Annotated in this window: 20 protein-coding genes; 12 read left to right on the top strand and 8 right to left on the bottom strand. The window is 60.9% G+C overall.

The window, feature by feature from the left end; translation table 11 throughout:
* Positions 1 to 300: 300 nt before the first annotated feature.
* Both LQ215_RS01470 and LQ215_RS01465 read left to right on the top strand, forming a co-directional pair.
* On the top strand, positions 301 to 1,803 hold the full coding sequence (locus LQ215_RS01470) for an ATPase domain-containing protein (protein WP_230147083.1): 1,503 nt from the start codon (positions 301 to 303) through the stop codon (positions 1,801 to 1,803).
* Positions 1,800 to 3,473 (top strand): response regulator, encoded by a 1,674-nt coding sequence (locus LQ215_RS01465; RefSeq protein WP_230147082.1) that lies wholly within the window; start codon positions 1,800 to 1,802, stop codon positions 3,471 to 3,473. Before LQ215_RS01470 ends, LQ215_RS01465 begins: the two co-directional genes overlap by 4 nt.
* Before the next feature lie 217 nt (positions 3,474 to 3,690).
* Here LQ215_RS01465 and LQ215_RS01460 read toward each other — a convergent pair whose 3' ends face one another.
* Genes LQ215_RS01460 through LQ215_RS01440 form a run of 5 tightly spaced genes read right to left on the bottom strand, consistent with a single transcriptional unit; the run spans position 3,691 to position 10,228 of the window.
* Complete coding sequence (locus tag LQ215_RS01460) at positions 3,691 to 4,068, bottom strand: response regulator (RefSeq protein WP_230147081.1); 378 nt, start codon at positions 4,066 to 4,068, stop codon at positions 3,691 to 3,693.
* Positions 4,061 to 5,341, bottom strand: a complete 1,281-nt coding sequence (locus LQ215_RS01455) for a hybrid sensor histidine kinase/response regulator (RefSeq protein WP_230147080.1) — start codon at positions 5,339 to 5,341, stop codon at positions 4,061 to 4,063. Before LQ215_RS01455 ends, LQ215_RS01460 begins: the two co-directional genes overlap by 8 nt.
* 5 nt (positions 5,342 to 5,346) lie before the next feature.
* Complete coding sequence (locus tag LQ215_RS01450; protein WP_230147079.1) at positions 5,347 to 5,934, bottom strand: chemotaxis protein CheB; 588 nt, start codon at positions 5,932 to 5,934, stop codon at positions 5,347 to 5,349.
* Positions 5,931 to 6,746 carry a CheR family methyltransferase gene (locus tag LQ215_RS01445; protein ID WP_230147159.1) on the bottom strand — a complete coding sequence of 272 codons (816 nt, stop codon included), beginning with the start codon at positions 6,744 to 6,746 and terminating at the stop codon, positions 5,931 to 5,933. Before LQ215_RS01445 ends, LQ215_RS01450 begins: the two co-directional genes overlap by 4 nt.
* Positions 6,746 to 10,228, bottom strand: coding sequence for a response regulator (locus LQ215_RS01440; RefSeq protein WP_230147078.1), 3,483 nt, complete (start codon positions 10,226 to 10,228; stop codon positions 6,746 to 6,748). The genes LQ215_RS01445 and LQ215_RS01440 overlap by 1 nt, the downstream gene beginning before the upstream one ends.
* Positions 10,229 to 10,487: 259 nt before the next feature.
* Here LQ215_RS01440 and LQ215_RS01435 point away from each other — a divergent pair, with 259 nt between their 5' ends.
* The 10 genes from LQ215_RS01435 (at position 10,488) to LQ215_RS01390 (ending at position 22,135) form a co-directional block, all read left to right on the top strand.
* Positions 10,488 to 10,859 (top strand): response regulator, encoded by a 372-nt coding sequence (locus LQ215_RS01435; protein WP_230147077.1) that lies wholly within the window; start codon positions 10,488 to 10,490, stop codon positions 10,857 to 10,859.
* 77 nt (positions 10,860 to 10,936) lie between these two features.
* The gene (locus LQ215_RS01430) at positions 10,937 to 12,229 is read left to right on the top strand and encodes a glycosyltransferase (RefSeq protein ID WP_230147076.1); all 1,293 of its coding nucleotides are present in this window, start codon (positions 10,937 to 10,939) and stop codon (positions 12,227 to 12,229) included.
* Between the two features lie 70 nt (positions 12,230 to 12,299).
* On the top strand, positions 12,300 to 13,205 hold the full coding sequence (locus LQ215_RS01425; RefSeq protein WP_230147075.1) for an AraC family transcriptional regulator: 906 nt from the start codon (positions 12,300 to 12,302) through the stop codon (positions 13,203 to 13,205).
* 301 nt (positions 13,206 to 13,506) lie between these two features.
* Positions 13,507 to 14,817 carry an ABC transporter substrate-binding protein gene (locus tag LQ215_RS01420; protein ID WP_230147074.1) on the top strand — a complete coding sequence of 437 codons (1,311 nt, stop codon included), beginning with the start codon at positions 13,507 to 13,509 and terminating at the stop codon, positions 14,815 to 14,817.
* A 157-nt stretch (positions 14,818 to 14,974) separates the two neighbouring features.
* Positions 14,975 to 15,907 carry a carbohydrate ABC transporter permease gene (locus LQ215_RS01415; RefSeq protein ID WP_024618342.1) on the top strand — a complete coding sequence of 311 codons (933 nt, stop codon included), beginning with the start codon at positions 14,975 to 14,977 and terminating at the stop codon, positions 15,905 to 15,907.
* A gap of 10 nt (positions 15,908 to 15,917) precedes the next feature.
* Positions 15,918 to 16,748, top strand: coding sequence for a carbohydrate ABC transporter permease (locus tag LQ215_RS01410; protein WP_230147073.1), 831 nt, complete (start codon positions 15,918 to 15,920; stop codon positions 16,746 to 16,748).
* A gap of 140 nt (positions 16,749 to 16,888) precedes the next feature.
* Positions 16,889 to 17,992 carry an ABC transporter ATP-binding protein gene (locus LQ215_RS01405; RefSeq protein ID WP_230147072.1) on the top strand — a complete coding sequence of 368 codons (1,104 nt, stop codon included), beginning with the start codon at positions 16,889 to 16,891 and terminating at the stop codon, positions 17,990 to 17,992.
* 15 nt (positions 17,993 to 18,007) lie between these two features.
* Positions 18,008 to 19,489 (top strand): mannitol dehydrogenase family protein, encoded by a 1,482-nt coding sequence (locus LQ215_RS01400; protein ID WP_230147071.1) that lies wholly within the window; start codon positions 18,008 to 18,010, stop codon positions 19,487 to 19,489.
* 207 nt (positions 19,490 to 19,696) lie between these two features.
* Entirely contained in the window at positions 19,697 to 21,184 is a 1,488-nt protein-coding gene (gene xylB / locus LQ215_RS01395; RefSeq protein WP_230147070.1) for a xylulokinase, read from the top strand.
* Between the two features lie 12 nt (positions 21,185 to 21,196).
* The gene (locus tag LQ215_RS01390; protein WP_230147069.1) at positions 21,197 to 22,135 is read left to right on the top strand and encodes a carbohydrate kinase family protein; all 939 of its coding nucleotides are present in this window, start codon (positions 21,197 to 21,199) and stop codon (positions 22,133 to 22,135) included.
* Between the two features lie 81 nt (positions 22,136 to 22,216).
* Here LQ215_RS01390 and LQ215_RS01385 read toward each other — a convergent pair whose 3' ends face one another.
* The 3 genes from LQ215_RS01385 to LQ215_RS01375 all read right to left on the bottom strand — a co-directional run bounded on the left by LQ215_RS01385 (position 22,217) and on the right by LQ215_RS01375 (position 25,367).
* Positions 22,217 to 22,498: a DUF1652 domain-containing protein gene (locus LQ215_RS01385; RefSeq protein ID WP_230147068.1), complete on the bottom strand. Its 282-nt coding sequence runs from the start codon at positions 22,496 to 22,498 to the stop codon at positions 22,217 to 22,219.
* A gap of 384 nt (positions 22,499 to 22,882) precedes the next feature.
* The gene (gene ilvA / locus LQ215_RS01380) at positions 22,883 to 23,890 is read right to left on the bottom strand and encodes a threonine ammonia-lyase, biosynthetic (protein WP_230147067.1); all 1,008 of its coding nucleotides are present in this window, start codon (positions 23,888 to 23,890) and stop codon (positions 22,883 to 22,885) included.
* A 328-nt stretch (positions 23,891 to 24,218) separates the two neighbouring features.
* Positions 24,219 to 25,367, bottom strand: a complete 1,149-nt coding sequence (locus LQ215_RS01375; protein WP_230147066.1) for a PQQ-dependent sugar dehydrogenase — start codon at positions 25,365 to 25,367, stop codon at positions 24,219 to 24,221.
* Positions 25,368 to 25,397 lie beyond the last annotated feature (30 nt).

The following is a 25,397-nucleotide window of genomic DNA, read 5'->3' as shown; positions in this document are numbered from 1 at the left end:
GATCCACTGTGGCGAGGGAGCTTGCTCCCGCTGGGCTGCGCAGCAGCCCCAAAACAGGGCCGCTTCGCGACCCAGCGGGAGCAAGCTCCCTTGCCGCAGGATTACTGCTCGGCTTCATTTCGCTTAACTGACTGGCATTGATCTATAGGCCCCACGTCGCACGCCGAAAGTTGTGCAGTACAGCGCGTTTTGTCGATGTAAGCGGAACCGCCATCACCGCCAAAGGTCAAGTGTTCAGGCAGTTGAATTCAGGCGTTACCCCGCCTGCTGCCCACTTCCCTAGTCATGAGAGGGCTATTTTTGTCTACATCTAACGAGTTGATCAGTGCAAAAGCCGCCACCGGCATCGAAGGACTGGACGATGTCCTTTCCGGTGGTTTGTCCCGCAGCCATGTGTTCCTGCTCGAGGGGGAACCGGGGACTGGTAAGACCACGGTCGCGCTGCATTTTCTGTTAGCCGGCGCCAAGGCTGGCGAGCGCTCGTTGTACATCACGCTCTCGGAAACCGAGCGTGAACTGCGTCAGGGCGCAGCCTCCCATGGGTGGACGCTGGACGACAACATTCATATTTTCGAGCTGACCCCGCCCGAAAGCCTGCTCAATGCCGAACACCAGCAGAGCCTGCTGTACTCCTCGGACTTGGAGCTGGGCGAAGCGACGCGGCAGATTTTCGAAGTGGTCGAACGGGTCAAGCCAACCCGGGTGGTGCTCGACAGCCTGTCGGAGATTCGCCTGCTGGCGCAAAGCTCCTTGCGCTATCGTCGCCAGATCCTGGCGATCAAGCATTATTTCGTGCGCTACGACGCCACGGTCCTGTTGCTTGATGACCTGACCACCGAATCCCTGGACAAGACCGTCCACAGTGTCGCCCACGGGGTGATTCGCCTGGAAGAACTGACCCCCAACTACGGTGCCGAACGGCGGCGAATCCGGGTGGTCAAGTATCGCGGGCAGAAGTACCGTGGCGGTTACCATGACTTCACCATCATGGGCGACGGCGTACACGTATTCCCGCGCCTGGTGGCCGCCGAACACCGCGGACAATACCGGCGCCAGCAGCTCTCCAGCGGCATCGGTGAAATGGACGCCCTGCTGGGTGGCGGTATCGAGACTGGCTCCAGTACGTTGATCCTGGGCCCGGCGGGGACCGGCAAGTCGCTGATAGCGCTGATTTTTGCCGCCGCCGCCGTGCGTCGTGGCGAGAAGGCCGCGCTGTTCATCTTCGATGAAGAACTGGGCTTGTTGTTCGAACGCATGAAGAACATCGGCATCGATCTGCAAGCCCTGCAAGAGACCGGCAACCTGTTGATCGAACAAGTGGACGCCGCCGAGCTGTCCCCTGGCGAGTTCTCCCACCGCGTGCGCCGTTGCGTCGATGAGGGCGATATCAAAACCGTGATCATCGACAGCATCAATGGCTATCAGGCGGCCATGCCGGAAGAGAACGCCCTGGTGCTGCACATGCATGAATTGTTGCTCTATCTCAACCGCAAGGGCGCGGCGACCTTCATGACAGTTGCACAGCACGGTCTGGTCGGCGACATGCAGGCGCCCGTGGACATTACTTATTTGGCCGATACGGTGATCCTGTTGCGTTATTTCGAAGCACTGGGCAAGGTGCGCCGGGCGATCTCCATCATCAAGAAACGCACCGGCAGCCATGAGTCGACCATCCGCGAATACCGCATCAGCGGCGTGGGCATGACCATCGGCGAACCGCTCGAGGCGTTCCAAGGCGTCTTGCGAGGGGTGCCCACTTACATGGGCGAAAGCAACCCGCTGCTCAAGGATGAACACCGGTGACGCTGGCCGAGCCCCTGTCCGAGCGGGCGCTGATTCTCGCGCCGCTGGGACGGGACAGCCAGATCGCCTTGATGATCCTCAATGAAGCCGGTTTTGCCGGCCTCATTTGCCGCCATCTAAGCCATCTGTGCGAAGAACTGGAAAAGGGTGCCGGTCTGCTGGTGATTTCCTCGGAGGCCTTGGTGGGGCCGGATCTGGAAGCGCTGTTCGTGCAAATCGAGCAGCAGCCGGCCTGGTCCGACCTGCCCATTGTCTTGCTGACCCATCACGGTGGCCCGGAACAGAACCCGGCGGCACGCCTGGGCATGCAATTGGGCAACGTGACCTTCCTTGAACGCCCTTTCCACCCAGTGACTTTGATCAGCCTGGTGACCACCGCCCTGCGAGGCCGTCTAAGGCAGTACGAAGCTCGCGACCGCCTGATCGACCTCAGCAACAGCGAACTGCGCCTGCAAACCACTCTTGAAACCCTTGAACAGCAAGTGGAAGAACGCACCGCCCAGTTGCGCCATAACGAAGAAGCCCTGCGCCAGTCGCAGAAAATGGAAGCAGTCGGCCAACTCACCGGCGGTATCGCCCACGACTTCAACAATATGCTCACCGGGATCATCGGCAGCCTCGAACTGCTGCGCCGACGCCTGGCTCGGGGCCGCACCGAAGACCTGGACAGTCTGATCGACCTGGGCGTGACCTCGGCCAACCGCGCCGCCGGCCTGACCCATCGCCTGCTGGCGTTTTCCCGGCGACAATCGCTGGATTCCAAAGCCGTCCAGATGAATACGCTGGTGCTGTCCATGGGCGAGTTACTGCAACGCAGCCTCAATGAAAGCATCCGCCTGGACATGCAGCTGGACGAACAGCTCTGGGTCGCCGAAGCCGACCCCAACCAACTGGAAAGCGCCCTGCTCAACCTGGTCCTCAACGCCCGGGATGCCATGCCCAACGGCGGGAACCTGGTGGTAAAGACCAGCAACCAGCACCTGGACGCCGATTTCACCGACGCCTACACCAACCTGGAACCCGGCGACTATGTGGTGCTGAGTGTGCAGGACAGCGGTTGCGGCATGCCCGAAGCGATCATCGGTCGCGCATTCGATCCGTTCTTCACCACCAAGCCAATCGGCCAGGGCACCGGGCTGGGCCTGTCGATGATCTATGGGTTCAGCAAGCAGTCGCGCGGGCATGTAACCATCGACAGCGAAGTCGACAAAGGCACCACCGTGAACCTTTACCTGCCGCGCTTTCGCGGTGAGGAAATCCATGAACCTCAGGTCGCCACGTCACACGCCCCGTACGCGCAGGATGGTGAGACCGTGCTGATCGTGGAGGACGATCCAGCAGTACGAGTGCTGGTGAGCGCGGTGTTGAGCGAGCTGGGTTATGCCTTTGTGGAAGCGGCCGACGCCGATAGCGCGGTGCCGATCCTGCAGTCAGGCCAACGCATCGACCTGCTGATCAGCGACGTGGGCCTGCCCGGCATGAATGGCCGGCAACTGGCGGAAATCGGCCGGCAGATCCGTCCCCACCTGCGGGTACTGTTCATCACCGGTTACGCGGAACATGCCGCGGTACGCGGCGGCTTCCTGGACCCAGGGATGCAGATGATCACCAAGCCGTTCACGTTTGATCTATTGACGGCCAAGGTGCGGGAGATGATCCAGACCGTTTGACTCTGCGGGCGGCTCCCTGATTCTGTGGGAAGGTCCCTGATTCTGTGGGAGCAAGGCTTGCCCGCGATGGGGGTTACTGGGTTGTTCTGAAACCGAGGCGACTTCATCGCGGGCAAGCCTTGCTCCCACAAGAGCCTGCTCGCTTCAAATAACCGTGCGCCCCTCACAAGTCATGCTCTACACAAGCTTGCCCAATCCAAACAAGCCTTCTAAAAACCTACGACAACATCGACTGCATGATGCGCTGCAGCTCATCCAGGTCAAACGGCTTGTCCAGGATCGGCGCCTTGCGGGTAATCGGGCTATCGGTCTCGCGCACTTCCTGGGCGTAGCCACTGATGAAAATGACCTTCAGCTCGGGACGCAACTTGACCGCAGGCTCGGCGATCTGCACCCCGGTGATACCACCTGGCAGGCGAAAATCGGTAATCATCATGTCCAGATGAGGCTTGCTCGCCAGGATCTCGAACGCCTGGGCACCGTCAACGGCCTGTAGCACCCGGTACCCCTCGCCCGACAGATAGGCCGACAACACCATCAGGATCGACGGGTCATCCTCGACGATCAATACAACATCTTGCGCATCTTCACTCATGAGAAGCCTTTGTTCGATCAATAGCTGCTGATACGACCTTGGGGTCTCGCAGAGGTTGCGTCTGTTCGGCGGTTTTGTCCAAGACAGTTTTCTGCAGAGGCAGGCAAACACGAAACAACGCCCCTTCATTGAGGCGACTGTTCACCGTGATCGTCCCGCCATGGGCCGTGACAATCTGCTCGGAAATGAACAGCCCCAGCCCAAGACCCGCAGCGGCCGCCTTGGACGATACGCGCTCGAACTGCTGGAAGATACGTTTCTGGTTTTCCTCACTGATACCGATGCCATGGTCCTGGACCTCGATACAGGCGTGGTCGGGCGTCTTGTAGACGCGCACCTCGATCGGGCCCTTGCCACCGTAGCGCAACGCATTGGTCAACAAGTTCGAGATCACCTGTTCGATACGAAATTCATCCCAAAGTCCTTCCACCGACGGTTCGGTCAAACAGGTCAACGAGCACTCGGCGACGGCGACTTGAGGTTGGAAGTTGCGCAGCAGGTTTTCCACCAATGCCGTCAGGTTGAAGCGGGTTGGACGGATCGACAGCTTGCCGGTGCGAATCCGCGAGACATCCAGCATGTCCTCGATCAGCCGGATCAGGCTCTTGATCTGGCGCTCGTCGCGTTCGACCATCGCCCGCACCTTGTCCAGGCTGAAGGCTGCGGCGTTGTCCCGTGCCAGGTGCATCTTGCGCAGTTGCGTCTCGAGAATGAGGCCATTGAGGGGCGTGCGCACCTCGTGGGCGACGATGGACATGAAGTCGTCACGCATGCGCACCGCTTGCTCCAGCTCGCCGCGGGTGGCCTCCAGTTGCTGCAACAGAATCTCCTGCTCGCGGCGACTCTGCTCAAGCGCTACGACCTGCTCCTTCATGGCCTTTCGTTGGCGGTACAACTCGACGAACACATTGACCTTGCTTTTGACCGCCTGGGTGTCCAGCGGCTTGTGCAGGAAGTCCACCGCACCGTTTTCATAACCGGTAAAGGCATAGTTGCGTTCACGACCGGCGGCACTGACGAAGATGATAGGGATGCTGCGGGTCTTCTCCGTGCCGCGCATCAGCTCGGCCAATTGGAAACCGTTCATCTCAGGCATCTGCACATCGATGATGGCCAGGGCAAAGTCGTGTTGCAGCAGCAAGGACAAGGCCTCGTCCGCCGACAGGGCCTTGAAGACCTCGCGGTCGCCCCCCTTGATCAACGCTTCCAGGGCCAACAGATTCTCAGGCAGATCATCGACGATCAGCAGTTTGGCTTGAATATCTCTTGGCATGTGGTTCATTCCAGCCCGGCCAGCAATTGGCCGATGCCTTGCAAAGTAAGGATATGGTTGGGCTCGTGCAGGGCCAGCGCCGCCTCGGGCATGGTCGAGACCTGGGCTTCGGCGGGGTCCTGGACCACCGTGATCCCGCCTAGCGCCCTGACCTTCGCCAAGCCACAGGCGCCGTCGTTGTTGGCGCCGGTCAGCACCACGGCGAGCAATTTCTGGCCGTAGACATCGGCGGCCGATTCAAACAACACATCGATGGCCGGCCGCGAGTGATGCACCGGCTCCTCCAGGCTCAATGACAGGCTACGGTCAGCCTCGACCGACAAGTGATAGCCGGGCGTGGCGACGTACAAGGTGCCCGGCACGATGTCTTGCTTGTCGCGGGCTTCCTCCACCGGCACCGCCAGACGATGTCCGAACACACGAGCCAGTTGGCTTTCGCGTTCGTCCGGCAAATGCAAGACCACCAGGATGGGCACGCCAAAACCTTTGCGCAGGTGTCCGAACACCCTGAGCAGCGCGTCGACGCCACCGGCCGATGCACCGACGACAATGGCCTCGATGGGCGGGTTGGATCTGTCCTTCGTCTGGTTCATAACTTGCGATAGATCCGTTCCTGTTTGACCAACGGCTCGAATCGATGGCCGTAAGCTGAGAAATCCAACGTTTCCTTACTGCCCAATACCAGGAAACCACGGTGACAAAGAGACTCGTGAAACAATCCAAACGCGCGATCTTGTAATTTTTTGTTGAAATATATCAAGACATTACGGCAGGAAATTAACTGAGTTTCTGAAAAGACACTGTCGGTCGCCAGGCTGTGATCGGCAAAGGTCACGTTCTCGCACAGGGTTTTGTCGAACATCGCATAATCGTAGGCGGCGGTATAGTAGTCGGCAAACGAGCGCCGCCCTCCGGCGGCCTGGTAGTTCTGGGTGTAGGCACGCACGTTTTCCAGGGAGAAAATCCCCTGCTTGGCTTTTTCCAACGAGTGCGGATTGATATCGGTGGCATAGATGAGCGTACGGTCCAACAGGCCTTCTTCGCGCAACAGGATCGCCATGGAGTAGACCTCCTCCCCCGTGCTGCATCCGGCGATCCAGATCTTGATCGAAGGATACGTCCTGAGCAGCGGCACGACTTCCTCACGGATCGCGAGGAAATGCGAGGGGTCGCGAAACATCTCGCTGACCGGGATCGTCAGCAGTTGCAGCAGTTGCATGAACGCTCCCGGGTCGTGCAGCACGCGCTCCTGCAAGGCCGAAATGGTCTTGCACTCGAACTGGCTCAGCGCATGGTGGACCCGGCGCTTGATGGACGCACCGGAATAATCGCGAAAATCGTAGCTGTACTTGAGGTAGATCGCTTCGATCAACAGACGAATTTCAATGTCAGTGTCACGTTCCACTAAATTCTTTCCATATTCGGCAACCACACGCGAATCAGCGAGAACAGACGATCCAGATCGATCGGTTTGGCCAGGTAGTCGTTGGAACCCGCCGCGAGGCAGCGCTCCTGATCATCCTTCATGGCCTTGGCCGTCACGGCAATGATGGGCAGCTTGCGCCAGCGCGGGTCCTTGCGGATCAGTGCGGTGGCTTCGAAACCGTCCATCTCCGGCATCATTACATCCATCAGCACCAGGTCGATGTCGTCGAATTCGTTCAGGCGATCGATCGCCTCCAGCCCGTTACGGCCGATGACAACGATCGCCCCCTTCGCCTCCAGGGCGCTGGTCAGGGCAAAGATGTTGCGCACATCGTCGTCCACCAGCAGCACCTTGCGGCCTTCAAACACCTTGTCACGGCTGCGGGCGGTCTTGAGCATCCGCTGCCGTTCATGGGACAACCGGGATTCGACTTTGTGCAGAAAGAGTGTCACCTCGTCCAGCAGGCGCTCTGGCGAACGGGCGCCCTTGATGATGATCGAGCGCGAATACTTGCGCAGTTCGGCCTCTTCGTCGCGGGTCAGGTTGCGCCCGGTATAGACGATCACCGGCGGAAAGGAACAGATGTCTTCGGTGGACATGCGCTTGAGCAGGTCATTGCCGAGCATGTCCGGCAACTTGAGGTCGATGATCATGCAGTCGTAGACGTTGGTCCGCAGCAGGTCCAGGGCTTGCTGGGCCAGGCCAACGGCGGTGATCTCGATGTCATCGTCGCCGATCAGGCGGGTAATGCTGTCGCGTTGCAGGTCGTCGTCTTCCACCAGCAGCACTCGCTTGACCTTCTGGGTCAGCTTGGCTTCCAGGCGGGCGAATACATCCTTGAGTTCTTCGCGGGTGGTCGGCTTGACGGCATAGCCGATGGCGCCCATGTGCATGGCGGCTTCGACGCGGTCTTCGACGGAAATCACGTGCACCGGGATGTGCCGGGTTTCGGCCCGCTCCTTGAGCCGCTGCAGCACCGTCAGCCCGGAATGATCCGGCAGGCGCATGTCCAGAAGGATCGCGTCGGGAGCCAGTTGCAAGGCCAGGTCGAAGCCTTCATCGGCACCGTGGGCCACCAGGCAGCCGTAACCGAGCTCATGGGCCAGGTCGAACAGGATCCGGGCGAACTTGGGCTCGTCCTCGATCACCAGGATGCACCGGGTGTCGAACGGCGCCTTGTCGCGGTCGTCGGCAAATCGGGCAATCGGCGTATCCACTTCAGCGATCAGCGGCGTCGCTGCGGCTTTTGGTGTAGCCGGCGCTGGCGCGGTGGCCGTCGGGGTGAACGTCATCGGTTCCATCGGCGAGTCCCCGGGCTCGACGTATCGTTCAGGCAATACCAGCGTAAACACGCTGCCCTGCCCCGGCTCGCTGGAAACGGAGATCGAGCCGCCCAGCAACGTGGCCAGGTCCCGGGAAATCGACAACCCCAGCCCCGTACCGCCGTAACGACGATTGGTCGTGCCATCGGCCTGGCGGAACGCTTCGAAGATGCTTTGCTGCTGATCGGCGGCGATGCCAATCCCGGAGTCGCGCACCATGAACGCGATGCCCGAGCCCGGCTGCCCGGCCACCGACAGGCTGACAGTGCCCTGCTCGGTGAACTTCACGGCATTGGACAGCAGGTTCTTGATCACCTGTTCCAGGCGCTGGCGGTCGGTGTAGAGCATCGCCGGCGCGTCGGGCAATACCTGGACCTCGAACCCCAGGCCCTTGTCGGCGGCCAACGGCTCGAACATGTCCCGCAGGCCTTCGACCAGACGCTGCACGCTGGTGTTTTCCGGGCGCACTTCCAGCTTTCCGGCCTCGACCTTGGAGATGTCGAGGATATCGTTGATCAGGTTCAACAGGTCGTTGCCGGCGGAGTAGATCGACTCGGCAAACTTGACCTGTTCCTCGCTGAGGTTCTGCTGCGGGTTTTCCGACAGCAGCTTGGACAGGATCAACGAACTGTTGAGCGGCGTGCGCAGCTCGTGGGACATGTTGGCCAGGAACTCGGATTTGTACTTGCTCGAACGCTGCAACTCTTCGGCGCGCTCCTGCAACTGGATCTGGGCCAGGTTCAGCTCGCTGTTCTTCTGGTCCATGGCGTCGCGCTGTTCGGCCAATTGCTCGTTGGTCTGCTCCAGTTCCTGCTGCTGGGCTTCCAAGTGGGCCTGGGACTCCTTGAGAATCCGCGATTGCTCTTCCAACTCCTCGTTGGCGGTCTTGAGCTCTTCCTGCTGCACTTGCAGTTCTTCGTTCAACTGCTGGGTTTCGGCCAGCACTTCCTGCAAGCGCTGGCGATAACGGGCGGCCTCGATGGAGGTGCCGATATTGCCGGAAATCAGCTCCAGCAGCTCAATGTCGCGCTCGGTCAATGGCCGCAGGAAACCCAGCTCGATGACACCGTTGATCCGGTCATCGTCACTGGTGGGCACTACCAGCACGCTGTTGGGCAAGCCTTGCCCCAATCCGGAGCTGACTTTCAGATAATCGTCCGGTACGTCGTCCAGGCGAATGAGACGCCCCTGTTGCACGGCCTGGCCGGCGATGCCTTCACCGCCGACGATCACCTGCTGCTGTTCGTCAGCCTCCCGGGACAGGCCATAGGTGGCGACGCGCTTGAGGACGCCATTTTCTTCCCGCGCATAGAGTGCAGCGACCGCCACATCCAGGTACTTGGCACAGAACTGCAAGATGTTGCGGCCCAACAGGTTCAGGGACAACTGCCCCAGGACCTGCTCTGCCAGCAGCGTCTGGCCATTGCGCAGCCAGGCCTGCTTCTCCAGGTGCAAAGCGCTGCGTTGCTGGACTTTCAGGCTGGCGCTGTAGCTCTCGGACAGGTTCAACAGGTCTCGGCGGCCGACGTAGGCCAGCAACCCACTGACGGCGGCGACGAACAGCAGGTACAGGGCGATACTCCAGACCGTGGTGGTGCGTACTTCCTCATTGCGCGCCGCGCGCAGTTGCTGCTCGGTCTCGACGATGTCTTCGAAGGACTGGCGAATCTCGTCGGTCAGGCGCTTGCCGCGCCCGGCCTTCACCGCCCCGCGATAATCGCCACTGGTGCGTTGCAGGTCGATCATGCCTTGGGCGTAGTTGGCCCATTCTGTCTGGAGGGCTTGTATCTTGTGCAGGCGGTCGGTCTGGACGGGGTTGTCGGCTGTCAATTCCAGCAGTGTTTCCAACGCGACGGCGATCCGGGGCTTGGCGACTTCATAGGGGTCGAGGAAATGCTCGTCACCGCTCAAGAGATAACCACGCATGCCAGTTTCCAGGTCCACGCTCAGCTTGAACGCCTCGTTGGCGTTATTGATCACCCGGTCGGTGTGGCCGACCCATTGGATCACCGACAACAGGTACGTGATAAGGATGATGAAAAACACAGCACTGAGGGCGCCCATGCCCAGGGGCAGGCTGATATTGCGGCTCAGGAGCTTGCGAAAACTTTGCTCGTCGACCGAAGACGAAGGAGTCATGGAAAGGGCCTTGGTGGACAGTTGAAAACCGTGGAGTTTGCCCGAAAAACGGCACATGGATCCACATTATCTGACGAGTCAAAGGCGCAAGTCCCGCGACGATCTACCTTGTAGCAAGGCAGCGACTATCCTTGTCAGCTCTTGTACTATAGATCCTTTCTTGTACAACCCGGGAACTTGTGCCGCCTCGATCCTTACTCATGAAAGAGGCCGTTTTTTTTGAGTCTCCCTCCCGCTCCCTTCTTCGAGAATGTCTACTATGTCCATCCCTCCTCCTGTCACCCAGCCCACCATCCTGGTCGTCGAAGACGATGACATCGTGCGGATGTTGATCGTCGACGTGCTGGAGGAGCTGGAATACAAGGTGCTGGAGGCGGATGGTTGTGAGCAGGCGCTGGCATTTTTGCACAACCACGCGCAGCCCATCGCACTGATGATGACTGACGTCGGCCTGCCGGTCATGGATGGGCGTGAATTGGCGAAACAGGCCCGAACCGTGCGGCCACAGCTGCCTGTGCTGTTTGCCAGTGGTTATGCCGAAAGTATCGACGTACCTGAAGGCATGTCGGTGATCGGCAAGCCCTTCTCCATCGATCAATTGCGGGACAAGGTCAAACGCATTCTTTCTTGAGCCGGATCGTATTCTTGGTCACTATCGGCGCCCCGCGCGCCGATGGCGCCTGATCCGCTTCGAGGAACCCCCTGCCCATGCATCACCCCACCGCCACCAAGGTCCTGGTAATCGGCTACGTTTGGCCCGAGCCGCGCTCATCGGCTGCCAGTGGGCATGTCATGCAGATCCTCGACACCTTCCTCGGGCAAGGCTGGGACATCACCTTCAGCAGTCCGGCGGGTCCCGGCGAGCAGCGCGCCGACCTGGTTGCGCTGGGTATCCGCGAAGTGCCGATCGAACTCAATAGCAGCAGCTTCGACACCTTTATCAGCGAGCTGGCGCCGGACATCGTGCTGTTCGACCAGTTCATGATGGAAGAACAGTTCGGCTGGCGGGTCGAGAAGCACTGCCCCGGCGCCCTGCGGGTGCTGGAGACGTCAGATTTGCAGAGCCTGCGCCACGCCCGGCATCAGCGCTTGAAGGATCGCCTGAAGTGCGATGAGGCAGGGGAGGATTTCAGCGACCTCTTCGCCCCGGCCCTGGGCGAGGAGTTCCAGCAAATGGCCGACACCGACCTGGCCAAGCGGGAAATCGCTGCACTGTACCGCTGCGACCTCAACCTGACGGTGTCCGAGGTTGAAATCGAACTGTTGGTGGAGCACTTCAAGTTGCCCCGTAACTTGCTGCACTGGTGCCCGTTGATGCTGGAGCTGCCCGGCGAGCCGCCGGTACCGTTCGAGGACCGGGCGCATTTCCTGAGCATCGGCAACTTTCGCCACGCGCCGAACTGGGACGCCGTGCTCTGGATGAAAAACGCCATCTGGCCACTGATCCGCCAACAATTACCCGGCGCCCAACTGCACCTGTACGGCGCCTACACCCCACCCAAGGCCGCCGCGCTGCATAACCCGGCCCAGGGCTTTCACATCATGAACTGGGCCGAGGACGCCTTGCAGGTGATGTCGGCGGCACGCATCTGCCTGGCACCGCTGCGTTTCGGCGCCGGCATCAAGGGCAAGCTGATCGACGCCATGCTCTGCGGCACCCCCAACGTCACCACGCCCGTGGGGGCCGAAGCCATGCACGGCGACATGCCCTGGCCCGGCGCGATTGCCCAGAGCGCCGAAAGCATCGCCAATGCGGCAGTGCAGCTGTACCGCGACCAGGCGCGCTGGACCCAGGCCCAGGAGGCAGGCCTAGCCCTACTGGCGAACCGTTACCGGCAACAGGTGCATGGCCCGGCGCTGATCGACAGCCTCAACGCTTGCCGGGCGGACCTGGCGCAACGACGCCGGGACAACTTCACCGGCAGCATGCTGCGTCACCACCAGCACAAAAGCACCCAATACATGTCCCAGTGGATCGAAGAAAAAAACCGCAACGGTTAGACGCCAGAGTGGCAGGCGCCTGGCGAAGGGGGCATTATCCAACGGCGATAACAATAAAAGCGCCAGACCCATGACCCGAACAGCCAGAATCACTGACCCCTCCTACGAGTTGATGGACGACCATAACGGGTTGTCCATCATCTACCGTCAGCACGGCTTTCCCTGCCCGCTGGTGCGCTGGCATTTCCACAAGGAATACGAGCTGCACTTGATCGTCGCCAGTTCCGGCAAGGTGTTCATTGGCGACTACATCGGCAATTTCTATCCCCAGTCGCTGTTCCTCACCGGCCCCAACCTGCCCCATAACTGGATCAGCCAGGTGGCCGAGGATGAGGTGGTGCACAAGCGCGACATGCTGGTGAACTTCACTGACGAGTTGTTCGAAAGCGGCCACCAGGTATTCGCCGAACTCAAGACGGTCGCACCGCTGCTCGAACGCGCCCAATACGGCATCGAATTTCGCTGCAAGCGCACCATTCGCCAGGCCATGACCCTGATGCAGCGCATCGCCGACTCCCAAGGCATGAGCCGCCTGGGGCATTTCTTCATCCTGATGGAGCTGCTGGCCGCCACGGATGACTACCAACTGCTTTCCGGCGCGACCGCCCCGCAAGCGGCGGACGAACACAGCATCGACCGCACCAACCGCGCGGTGGACTACATCTTCGCCCACTACGCCCGGGAACTGTCCCTGGAAGAAGTGGCCGAGCATCTGGGCATGAAACCCACCTATTTCAGCCGGGTGTTCAAGCAGGCCACTGGCCGCTGCTTCATCGAATTCGTCAATCGCCTGCGCATCAGCAAATCCTGCGAGTTGCTGGCCGACGGCGACAAACCGGTGACGGACGTGTGCTTTGAATCGGGTTTCAACAACATTTCCAATTTCAACCGGCGTTTCCAGCAGCTCAAGGGCATGACCCCGTCCCATTACCGGCGGCTGGCGGTGCAGCGGTTGACCGAGCAGAACCAGGGCTGACACTTTTTTCGCACCGACGGGGTCCTCTGTGGCGAGGGAGCTTGCTCCCGCTGGGCTGCGAAGCAGGCCCAAAAAGCCAGGGCCGCTACGCGCCCCAGCGGGAGCAAGCTCCCTCGCCACAGGGTTCTTTGTTTAGCCGCAATCCTCTCCAGTGCAAAAAAGTATCAGCACAAGTGCGACGGATGATTTGTCACGCCGTCCATTGAGGGCTGTAATCAGCGCACATTCTTCCCTTCATCCGGAAGACACAAAAACAATAACTGTCCTTCTGCAGCCTTCGGGCGCGGAAAAGGAGTGCGCGATGAAACCTTCGGTAAAAGCTCTGCTTGTCTCCACCTGCATGACCCTCAGCAGCGTCAGTTTCGGCGCACAGACCCTCACCATTGCCACCGTCAACAACAGCGACATGATCCGCATGCAAAAGCTCTCGAAAACCTTCGAGGCCGAGCACCCGGACATCAAGCTGAACTGGGTGGTGCTCGAAGAAAACGTCCTGCGCCAGCGCCTGACCACCGACATCGCCACCCAAGGCGGACAGTTCGACGTGCTGACCATTGGCATGTACGAAGCTGCACTCTGGGGTGCCAAGGGCTGGCTGGAGCCGATGAAAGACCTGCCGGCTTCCTACGACCTGGACGACGTTTTCCCTTCCGTGCGCGATGGCTTGTCGGTCAAGGGCTCGCTGTACGCCCTGCCGTTCTATGCCGAAAGCTCGATCACCTATTACCGCACCGACCTGTTCAAGGACGCTGGGCTGACCATGCCCGAACACCCGACCTGGACCCAGATCGGTGAGTTCGCCGAAAAACTCACCGACAAATCCAAGGAACAATATGGCCTGTGCCTGCGGGGCAAGGCCGGTTGGGGCGAGAACATGGCGCTCATCACCACGTTGGCCAACGGTTATGGCGCGCGCTGGTTCGATGAGAAGTGGCAGCCGCAATTCAATGGGCCCGAGTGGAAGGAAGCACTCAATTTCTATGTCGACAACATGAAGAAATCCGGCCCGCCCGGTGCTTCCAGCAACGGTTTCAACGAAAACCTGGCGCTGTTCAACAGCGGCAAATGCGCGATCTGGGTGGATGCCAGCGTCGCCGGTTCGTTCGTCACCGACAAGACCCAGAGCAAGGTGGCCGATCACGTCGGATTCACCTTCGCCCCCCACGAAAAAACCGACAAGGGCACTTCGTGGATGTACTCCTGGTCGCTGGCAATCCCGACCAGCTCCAAAGCCAAGGAAGCGGCCACGGTCTTTACCACCTGGGCGACGTCCAAGGAATACAGCCAATTGGTCGCCAAGACCGACGGCATTGCCAACGTACCGCCAGGCACCCGCACTTCGACCTACAGCGACGAGTACATGAAGGCCGCGCCGTTTGCCAAGGTGACCCTGGAGTCGTTGAAAGTCGCCGACCCGAAAGCGCCAACCCTCAAGCCTGTGCCCTACATCGGCATTCAGTTGGTGACCATTCCCGAGTTCCAGGCCATCGGCACCCAGGTGGGCAAGTTCTTTTCCGGCGCACTGACCGGCCAGCAGACCGTGGACCAGGCGTTGACCGCCGCGCAGTCCACCACCGAACGCGAGATGAAACGCGCTGGGTATCCCAAGTAGTCAGCTCATTGAGGCCCGCTCCCGGTTCCTGTGGGAGCGAGCTTGCTCGCGATGAGGGCCTCCCAGCCAACATCACGGGCGACTGACACGACGCTATCGCGAGCAAGCTCGCTCCCACAGTGGATCTTCATAGGCCCGCAAAAATCGGTTCAATGCCATGAATAGCTCAACAACAACCGCCAAAGCCCCCATCGAGATTGCCCCGCCGGCACGCAAGATCCGCCTGGCGAACCCCGGTTGGTTCCTGGTCAGTCCTTCGGTGGCCTTGTTGCTGCTGTGGATGATCGTGCCGCTGGGCATGACCGTCTACTTCTCGCTGATCCGCTACAACCTGCTTTACCCCGGCGAAAACGAATTCGTCGGGCTGGAGAACTTTACCTACTTCCTGACCGACTCGGGTTTCATGCCCGGTGCCACCAACACCTTGCTGCTGGTGGGCAGCGTGCTGCTGATCAGTATCGTGCTGGGGGTGCTGATCAGCGCGCTGCTGGAGGCCAGTGAGTTTTTTGGTCGCGGTATCGTTCGTGTGCTGCTGATCTCGCCGTTCTTCATCATGCCCACCGTCGGCGCGCTGATCTGGAAGAACCTGATCTTCCATCCGGTCTCGGGGATTCTCGCCTCAGTGTGGAAACTGTTCGGCGCCCAACCGGTGGACTGGCTGGCCCATTACCCACTGCTGTCGATCATCATCATCGTGAGTTGGCAATGGCTGCCCTTCGCGATCCTGATCCTGATGACCGCCATGCAGTCGCTGGACCAGGAACAGAAAGAAGCCGCGCGCCTGGACGGTGCCGGCCCGATCGCGATTTTCTGGCACCTGACCCTGCCGCACCTGGCCCGGCCGATCGCCGTGGTGCTGATGATCGAGACGATCTTCCTGCTGTCGGTGTTCGCCGAGATCTTCACCACCACCAACGGTGGTCCCGGCTACGCCTCCACCAACCTTGCGTACCTGATCTACAACCAGGCACTGGTGCAGTTCGACGTCGGCATGGCTTCGGCCGGTGGCCTGATTGCCGTGGTCATTGCCAACATCGCCGCCATCATCCTGGTCCGGATGATCGGCAAAAACCTCACCGACAAGCACTGAGGCCGTCGCCATGACTCTTCAACAATCCCGTCGCCTGCAAAGCCTGCTGCTGGGCACGCTGGCCTGGGCCATCGCGATCCTGATCTTCTTCCCGATCTTCTGGATGGTGCTGACCAGCTTCAAGACCGAAATCGACGCGTTCGCCACGCCGCCGCAGTTCATCTTCACGCCCACGCTGGAGAACTACCTGCACATCAACGAGCGCAGCAACTACTTCAGCTTCGCTTGGAACTCGGTGGTGATTTCCTTCAGCGCCACCGCCCTGTGCCTGCTGATTGCGGTGCCGGCGGCCTACTCCATGGCGTTCTATGAAACCCAGCGCACCAAAGGCACGTTGCTGTGGATGCTCTCCACCAAGATGCTGCCGCCAGTGGGCGTGCTGATGCCAATCTACCTGCTGGCCAAGCAATTTGGCCTGCTGGACACGCGTCTCGCGCTGATCATCATCTACACCTTGATCAACCTGCCCATCGTGGTCTGGATGATTTACACCTACTTCAAGGACATTCCCCGCGACATCCTCGAGGCCGCACGCCTGGATGGCGCCACGCTGTGGCAGGAGATGGTCCGCGTGCTGCTGCCGATTGCCAAGGGCGGCCTGGCGTCCACCGTGCTGCTGTCACTGATCCTGTGCTGGAACGAAGCCTTCTGGTCGCTGAACCTCACCTCCTCCAAGGCCGCGCCACTGACGGCGTTGATTGCCTCCTATTCCAGCCCGGAAGGTTTGTTCTGGGCCAAATTGTCGGCCGTCTCGACCCTGGCCTGCGCGCCGATCCTGATCTTCGGCTGGATCAGCCAGAAACAGCTGGTGCGCGGCTTGTCCTTCGGCGCAGTGAAATGAACCGTCAAAAGATCGCAGGCTTCGCCAGCTCCTCTACACACAGCCCACAGCCTTCACAAGCCCTGTAGGAGCTGTCGAGTGTAACGAGACTGCGATCTTTCCCAGCCAACCGAATAAATAACAAGTGGAGGCCCATCATCATGGCCAACCTGAAAATCAAGAATCTGCAAAAGGGTTTCGAAGGCTTCTCCATCATCAAGGGCATCGACCTTGAGGTGAACGACCGCGAGTTCGTGGTCTTCGTCGGCCCGTCGGGCTGTGGCAAGTCCACGCTGCTACGGCTGATCGCCGGCCTGGAAGAGGTCAGCGACGGCACCATCGAACTGGATGGCCGGGACATTACCGAGGTCAGCCCGGCCAAGCGCGACCTGGCGATGGTGTTCCAGACCTACGCCCTGTACCCGCACATGAGCGTGCGCAAGAACATGTCGTTCGCCCTGGACCTGGCCGGCGTACCCAAGGCCGAGGTCGAGAAGAAAGTCAACGAAGCGGCGCGCATCCTCGAACTGGGGCCGATGCTCGAGCGCAAGCCCAAGCAACTGTCTGGCGGCCAGCGCCAGCGTGTAGCGATCGGCCGGGCCATCGTGCGCAACCCGAAAATCTTCCTGTTCGACGAGCCCCTGTCCAACCTCGACGCGGCTCTGCGGGTGCAGATGCGCCTGGAACTGGCACGCCTGCACAAAGAGTTGCAGGCGACCATGATCTACGTGACTCACGACCAGGTCGAAGCCATGACCCTGGCCGACAAGGTGGTAGTGCTCAATGGCGGGCGCATCGAGCAGGTCGGTTCGCCGCTGGAGCTGTATCACCAGCCGGCCAACCTGTTTGTCGCCGGGTTCCTCGGCACGCCGAAAATGGGCTTTCTCAAAGGCAAGGTCACCGGCCTGGACAGCCTGGGCTGTGAAGTGCTGCTGGACGCCGGCACTCGCATCAGCCTGCCCTTGAGCGGTGCCAGCCTGAGCGTCGGCGGCGCGGTGACCCTGGGGATCCGCCCGGAACACCTGAACCTGGCGCAACCGGGTGATTGCACCCTGCAAGTCACCGCCGACGTCAGCGAGCGGCTGGGCAGCGACACCTTCTGTCACGTCGTCACCGCCTCCGGCGAAGCCTTGACCATGCGCGTGCGCGGCGACCTGGCGAGCCGTTTCGGCGAGCAACTGAGCCTGCACCTGGACGCTGAACACTGCCACTTATTCGATGCCGAGGGCGTTGCGGTGACCCGCGCGCTGCGCGCCGCCGCCTGATTGCCGAGACCTGCGATGAAACTCAACCGACAGAACCTGCACAACCTCAACCCTGGCGTCGCCCTGCCCGCCTACCCTTTGGGCGACATCCGCCAGGGCATCGCCCACATCGGCGTCGGCGGTTTCCACCGGGCGCACCAGGCCTACTACACCGATGCGCTGATGAATACCGGCACCGACCTGGACTGGGCCATCTGCGGCGTGGGCCTGCGGGCCGAAGATCGCCGTGCCCGGGATGACCTCGCCGGCCAGGACTACCTGTTCACCCTGTACGAACTGGGCGACACCGATGACACCGAAGTGCGGGTGATCGGCGCGATCAATGACATGTTGCTGGCCGAAGACGGCGCCCAGGCGCTGATCGACAAACTGGCCGACCCGCAGATCCGCATCGTCTCGCTGACCATTACCGAAGGCGGCTATTGCATCGATGACAGCAACGGCGAGTTCATGGCCCACCTGCCGCAGATCCAGCGCGACCTGGCCCATCCTGACGCGCCGAAAACCGTCTTCGGTTTCCTCTGCGCCGCCCTGGTCAAGCGCCGGGCGGCCGGCACCCCGGCGTTCACCCTGATGTCCTGCGATAACCTGCCCCACAACGGCGCCGTGACTCGCAAGGCGTTGCTGGCCTTCGCCGCGCTGCGCGATGCGGAGCTGGGGCAATGGATCGACCGCAACGTCAGCTTCCCCAACGCCATGGTCGATCGCATCACGCCCATGACCAGCGTGGCCCATCGCCTGCAACTGCATGACGAACATGGCATCGACGACGCCTGGCCGGTGGTCTGCGAACCGTTCGTGCAATGGGTCCTGGAAGACAAGTTCGTCAACGGTCGCCCGGCCTGGGAAAAGGTCGGCGTGCAATTCACCGATGACGTCACACCTTATGAAGAGATGAAAATCAAGCTGCTCAACGGCAGCCACCTGGCGCTGACCTACCTGGGCTTTCTCAAGGGTTATCGCTTCGTCCACGAGACCATGAACGACCCGCTGTTCGTGCGTTACATGCGCGCCTACATGGACCTGGACGTGACGCCGCAACTGGCGCCAGTGCCGGGCATCGACCTGACCGACTACAAGAACACCCTGATGGAGCGTTTTTCCAACCAGGCGATTGCCGACCAGTTGGAACGGGTCTGTTCGGACGGCTCGTCGAAGTTTCCAAAATTCACGGTGCCGACCATCAACCGCTTGATCGCCGACGGTGGCGAAACCCGTCGCGCGGCGCTGGTGGTAGCCGCCTGGGCCGTGTACCTGAAGGGCGTGGACGAGAACGGCGTGACGTATTCAATCCCGGACCCACGGGCGGCGTTCTGCCAGGCACTGGTGGCGGACGATGCACTGGTGACCCAGCGGGTGCTGGAGGTAGAAGAAATCTTTGGCACCGCCATTCCCCGCTCGCCGGAGTTCGTGGCAGCATTCGAATGGTGCTGCAACAGCTTGCGCGAGCATGGGGTCACTCGAACGCTTGAGCGGGTGCTGGCTGACGCGAACTAAGGATCGACCGCGAACCGCTGTTGTGGCGAGGGAGCTTGCTCCCGCTGGGTTGCGAAGCGACCCCCTGGGTTTGTCAGGTTCATCGCGTTGCCTGGACTGGGGGCTGCTGCGCAGCCCAGCGGGAGCAAGCTCCCTCGCCACGGATCGTGTGTTTGTTGACGAATTGCTATTACCTGCTGGTTATTGACCTGCCGACCGAGGATTTCCATGACAAACCAACAACTGTTCCTGGGCATCGACTGCGGCACCCAAGGCACCAAGGCGCTGATCCTGGACGCGACCAGTGGCCAGGTCCTGGGCCAGGGTGCCGCGGCGCACGCCATGATCAGCGGCCCCAACGGCCGTCGTGAACAAGACACTCAGCAATGGCTCGATGCATTCACCCAGGCGACTCAGCAAGCCTTGGCGGACGCTGGGGTCGATGGCCAGGCGATCCTCGGCATCGGCGTCTCGGGCCAGCAACACGGCCTGGTGTTGCTCGATGACCAAGGCCAGGTGCTGCGCCCGGCCAAGCTGTGGTGCGACACCGAGACAACGCCGGAAAACGATCGGCTCCTGGCGCACCTGGGCGGTGAAGACGGCAGCCTCGAACGCCTCGGCGTGGTGATCGCGCCGGGCTACACGGTTTCCAAGCTGCTCTGGACGCGGGAGCAGCATCCCCAGGTTTTCGAACGCATCGCCAGCGTCCTGCTGCCCCACGACTTTCTCAACTACTGGCTCACCGGCCGCCATTGCAGCGAATACGGCGATGCCTCGGGAACCGGCTATTTCAACGTACGCACCCGCCAATGGGACGTGCAACTGTTACAACACATCGACCCCAGCGCACGCTTGCAGGCGGCGCTGCCGGAACTGATCGAGGCCCACCAACCGGTCGGACGCATCCTGCCAGCCATTGCTGCGCACCTGGGCATCAACCCCGAGGCGGTGGTGGCCAGTGGCGGTGGCGACAACATGATGGGTGCCATCGGTACGGGTAATATCCAGCCCGGCGTGATCACCATGAGCCTCGGTTCCTCCGGCACGGTCTACGCCTATGCCGCCGAACCTGCGGTCAGTCCACAACCGTCCGTGGCGACGTTCTGCTCCTCCAGCGGTGGCTGGCTGCCGCTGATCTGCACCATGAACCTGACCAACGCCACCGGGGCGATTCGCGAATTGCTGGCGCTGGACATCGACGCGTTCAACGCCCTGGTAGCCCAGGCTCCGATTGGTGCCGAGGGCGTGTGCATGCTGCCGTTCCTCAACGGCGAGCGTGTTCCCGCCCTGCCCCATGCCACCGGCAGCCTGCTGGGCCTGACCACCACCAACCTGACCCGGGCCAACCTGTGTCGCGCCGTGGTCGAAGGCACGACCTTCGGTTTGCGCTATGGCTTGGACCTGCTGCGGGCCAACGGACTCCAGGCCCAGAGCATTCGCCTGATCGGCGGTGGCTCGAAGAGCGCGCAGTGGCGGCAGATCGTCGCCGACACCATGGACACCACGGTCATTTGCACCGAACAGAGCGAAGCCGCTGCCTTGGGGGCGGCGATCCAGGCAGCATGGTGCCACTCCGGTTCACAGACGGGCCTGGCCGAGCTGTGCGAGCGCTGCGTCAAGCTCGACCCGACCAGCGAAACCCGGCCAATTGCCGCGCATGTCGCGGCATCGCAACAGGCTTATGAACGTTATCGACAACACGTCGCAACCCTTTGAGAGCGGGAAACTATGTATTTGGTGTGTGGTGAGGCGCTGTTTGATTTTTTCAGTGAGACCGAGGCGGATGGCTCCGCCTCGCAAGTGAACTACAAGGCCATTGCCGGCGGTTCACCGTTCAACGTGGCCGTGGGGCTGCGTCGCCTGGGTATTGAATCGGCGCTGTTTACCGGGCTGTCCACCGACTACCTGGGCCGGCGCTTGCGCCAGGTACTGCTCAATGAAGGGGTCAGCGCCCAATACCTGGTGGATTTCGACGCACCGACCACCCTGGCAATGGTTGCCGTAGGCGCCAACGGTTCGCCCCACTACAGTTTTCGCGGCGAAGGCTGTGCGGACCGACAACTGAGCCTGGCCCATCTACCGGACCTGGGCCCCGAGGTGCGCGGCTTGCATGTCGGCTCGTTCTCGCTGGTGGTCCAGCCCGTCGCCGACACGCTCCTGGCCCTGATACAACGCGAAAGCGGCCGGCGCCTGATCAGCCTCGACCCGAACGTGCGGCTCAACCCGCAACCGGATATCGGGTTGTGGCGCTCACGGATTGCGACGCTGGTGCAATATGCCGACCTGATCAAGGTCAGTGACGAAGACCTGGGCCTGCTCTATCCCGCGAAGGCACCCGAGGCGATCATCGAAGGTTGGCTGGGGAACGGCTGCCAATTGGTCTTCCTGACCCGTGGCGGCCAGGGCGCTACGGTCTTCAGTCGCCAACACGGCTCATGGTCGCTGCCCTCCTGTCCGGTGAAGATCGCCGATACCGTAGGTGCAGGCGACACTTTCCAGGCCGCGCTGATTGCATGGCTGACTGAACAACAATTGGATTCGGTGGAGGGCTTGCACACCCTGACCCGGGAACAGATCAGCGCAATGCTTGAGTTCGCCATTCGCGCCGCCGCCCTGACTTGCAGCAGAACCGGGCCGGACCTGCCCTACAGGCAACAATTGAACTGAATGACACATCGCAAGAAAACTGGACGCCGGGTACGGACATGACCGGACCCGAGCGTCAGGCTTACAAGGACAAGGCCGTTATCAGCGGCCAGTCATCCGCTGGTGTTGCTGATGAAAGTGATTGCCAGCCGCAGGGTTGTGATCGAGCTCGGTACGCAGCTCGGCGATCAGGTCGTTGATGGCCCGGCAACCGGTGAGTTTATTGGCATCGATATCGGTCTTGACCAAGGCCACGCGGTCGGTTTCATGATCGTCGTAAATCTTGACCGTCATCTTGAGCTCAGGTGACAAGGTGCATTGCGAGCGCTTGGGCAGCAAGCTGCTTTCAATGATGTTTCGCATTTCGAGGGCAGATAGAAACATGGCGACTCTCTCCTGTTGAGGCGGCCAACTTATGTTCACGTCGGCGGTATTTTCGTCCGTTTCTTCCCTGCGGACTGGGACTACGAATACCGTGCCGTTCGTTCGTTCTTTCCAGCGTTTTCAGTCATCGGGTTCGTTGAGCGAACTCCTGCATCATCCCGCAAGAAGCATGCCTGTATTGACGACCCTGCGGAGTGATCTGAATCAAGCGTTTAGCTTCTTTCTGCGCCAGGGGTCTCGTGCAAAATGCAAGGGAACGCTATTTTATCCGTGCAAACTGCAATGGCTTTAATCCTGTTCGCAACCTAGATTAGCCCCTAATGTGGAGATGCAAGTGGGCATCCGTCGCCTGCTTCAAAAAAAGTGTGACGTAGCGTAAAAAAATCAAATTGCGCCGAGCGCCGCACGCTCGGCCACGTGGCGCAAACTGTCGAAATTGATGTTGGCACCGGAATCGATCGCCACCAGGGTCTGGCCTCGCGCGCCCGTATGCGCCACGTACTGCTTGATGCCTGCCACCGCCAGTGCGCCCGACGGTTCGGTGATGGAACGGGTATCGTCATAGATGTCCTTGATCGCGGCGCACAGTTGGTCGTTGCTCACGGTCATCACTTCATCGACGCAGAAACGGCAGATATCGAAGCCATGGGCGCCGATCTGCGCCACGGCCACGCCATCGGCGAAGGTTCCCACCGCTGGCAAGGTTACTCGCTCGCCGGCTGCCAGCGCCGCCTGGAGACAGGCAGAATGCTGCGACTCGACGCCGACGATGCGTACTTCCGGGCGCAGGTACTTGACGTAGGCCGCGATCCCGGCGATCAGCCCACCACCGCCGACCGGGACGAAAATCGCATCCAACTGGCCGGGGTGCTGGCGCAGGATTTCCATGGCGACGGTGCCTTGCCCGGCGATCACGTCCGGGTCATCGAAAGGCGAGACGAACTCCCGTCCGGTTTGCTCGGCCAGGTTCAGTGCGTACACCAGGGCAAACGGAAAGCTGTCCCCGTGCAGCAGCGCTTCGGCGCCTCGGTTGCGTACGCCCAGCACCTTCAATTGGGGGGTGTTTACGGGCATGACGATACTCGCCGAAATCCCCAATTCCCGTGCCGCCAGCGCAACGCCTTGGGCATGATTGCCGGCAGACGCAGTGATGACGCCACGGGCGCGCTGCTCCGGGGTCAGTTGCACGAGTTTGTTGTAGGCACCGCGGATCTTGAAGGAAAAGGTCGGTTGCAGGTCTTCGCGCTTGAGCAGGATCCGGTTCCCCAAGGTCTCGGACAGTGCGGGAGCCGCTTGCAGCGGCGTGCGCACGGCCAGCTCATAGACCGGCGCGGCGAGAATCTTCTTAACGTAATGCTCAAGCAGGGCTTGCTCGGTGCGGGTAACGGTCATGGCGATCTCCTGGTTCGGGCGGAGCCCAGGAGACAGAAAGAAAAAACCCGCCTCCAGGGCGGGTTGGGTGCAGCCGTCAGCTAACCCGCCAAATAAGGAATGGCGGTAATAATGCTTGGCTGGCTGCGCAGTACGGTTGAAGTCATGGTTGGAAATTAGCGGTGCGTTGGTGGCAAGTCAATGGCAAATATTGATTAGCTGTGGCGACAGTCTTAAGTGAACAGCATTACCTGTGGGAGCGAGCTTGCTCGCGATAGCGGTGTGTCAGTCAGCATCAATGTCGGTTGACCCAAAGCCATCGCGAGCAAGCTCGCTCCCACATCTACAATTACTTGAGTCCGACCTTATACAACGCGCCGTCGTCCTCATCCGTCAGCACATACAGATAACCGTCCGGGCCTTGGCGAACATCCCGCACTCGCGCCTTGAGTTCACCCAGCAAACGCTCTTCGTGGACGACCTTGTCGCCCTGCAATTGCAGGCGGATCAGCTCCCCGGACACCAGCGCACCCATGAACACGCTGCGCTGCCAGGCCTTGAAGCGATCATGATCGTAGAACGCCATGCCGCTGAGCCCCGGTGATACTTGCCAGACGTGGTGTGGCCCAACGGTGCCCTCGGCAGTCTTGCCCTGGGCTTCGGGAATCGGGGCGCCGGAGTAGTTGATGCCATGGGTCGCCAATGGCCAGCCGTAGTTCTTGCCGCGCTCGATGATGTTCAGTTCATCACCGCCCTTGGGCCCGTGTTCGTTCTCCCACAATGTGCCATTCCAAGGGTTGAGGGCAGCACCTTGGGGGTTGCGCATCCCGTAGGACCATATCTCGGGACGGACGTTTTCCTGGCCGACAAACGGATTGTCGTCGGGCACCTTGCCGTCGGGGTAGATGCGCACGACCTTGCCTTGCAGCTTGTCCAGGTCCTGGGCGGTGGGCCGCTCGTTGTTTTCCCCCAGGGTAATGAACAAATAGCCGTCGCGGTCGAAGACCAGGCGCGAGCCGAAGTGATTGCCCGTGGATAGCTTGGGTTGCTGACGAAAGATCACGTCGAAACTCTTCAGGCTCTTGAGGTCTTCGGACAGTTGTCCGCGCCCCACGGCGGTGCCGGCCTTGCCGTCTGCGCCCGCCTCGGCATAAGACAGGTAGACGGTACGGTCCTGCTTGAAGTCGGGTGACAGCACTACGTCCAGCAGCCCGCCCTGGCCCTTTGCCCACACTTGCGGCACGCCACTCAAGGGGGCGGACAATTGGCCATCGGGGCTGACCACGCGCAGGTTGCCCGGTCGCTCCGTCACCAGCATGCCCTGCTGGCCTGGCAAGAATGCGACAGACCAAGGGTGCTCCAGCCCCTTGACCACGGTGGTCACTTCCACGGTGCCCTCCTCGCTCTTGAATGATTGGGTCGGCGCCGCAGCAGCCGGCGTGGCAAGGGTCAGGGCAACGCTGGCGCAACAGGCGGCCAGGAGTGTTTTACGCAACATGCACAATTCCTTCTGTGGTGTAAAAAAAGA

This window comes from Pseudomonas brassicacearum (assembly GCF_918698105.1).
GTDB lineage: Bacteria > Pseudomonadota > Gammaproteobacteria > Pseudomonadales > Pseudomonadaceae > Aquipseudomonas > Aquipseudomonas brassicacearum_F.
The sequence above is the reverse complement of the archived record's forward strand: the minus strand, read 5'-3'. Positions and strand labels throughout refer to the sequence as shown.